Origin of the sequence: Pseudomonas sp. SWRI68 (assembly GCF_014269165.1) — a bacterium.
GTDB classification, from domain to species: domain Bacteria; phylum Pseudomonadota; class Gammaproteobacteria; order Pseudomonadales; family Pseudomonadaceae; genus Aquipseudomonas; species Aquipseudomonas capeferrum.
In genome coordinates this window covers 1-270 of record NZ_JABWRU010000080.1, presented here as the reverse complement: position 1 = coordinate 270, position 270 = coordinate 1, and the positions used below count along the sequence as shown (strand labels likewise).

1 protein-coding gene is annotated in these 270 nt (G+C 59.6%); it reads left to right on the top strand.

The window, feature by feature from the left end:
* On the top strand, positions 1-270 hold a 270-nt coding region (locus HU770_RS26885; protein ID WP_186666616.1), incomplete at both ends, for an immunoglobulin-like domain-containing protein.

Below are 270 nucleotides of genomic sequence, written 5' to 3'. Positions count from 1 at the left end.
CGCTGTCACCGACGAGCCAGGTACTCCGGGCAACGAAGGCGACCTGGTCAAGGTCACCATCACCGCCGATCAGGTCTCGGTCGCAGAGAACGTGAAGCCGACCTTCACCGTTCACATCAACGCTGCCCTGGACCACGACCTTGTCGTGACCCTGAGCAATAACGAAGTTGTGACCATCAAGGCTGGCGAAACCAGCGCGCCGTACAGCCATGCTGCGCAAGGCGACGACGTCTATAAGGACGCCGGTGAAATCAGCCTGGGTATCAAGTC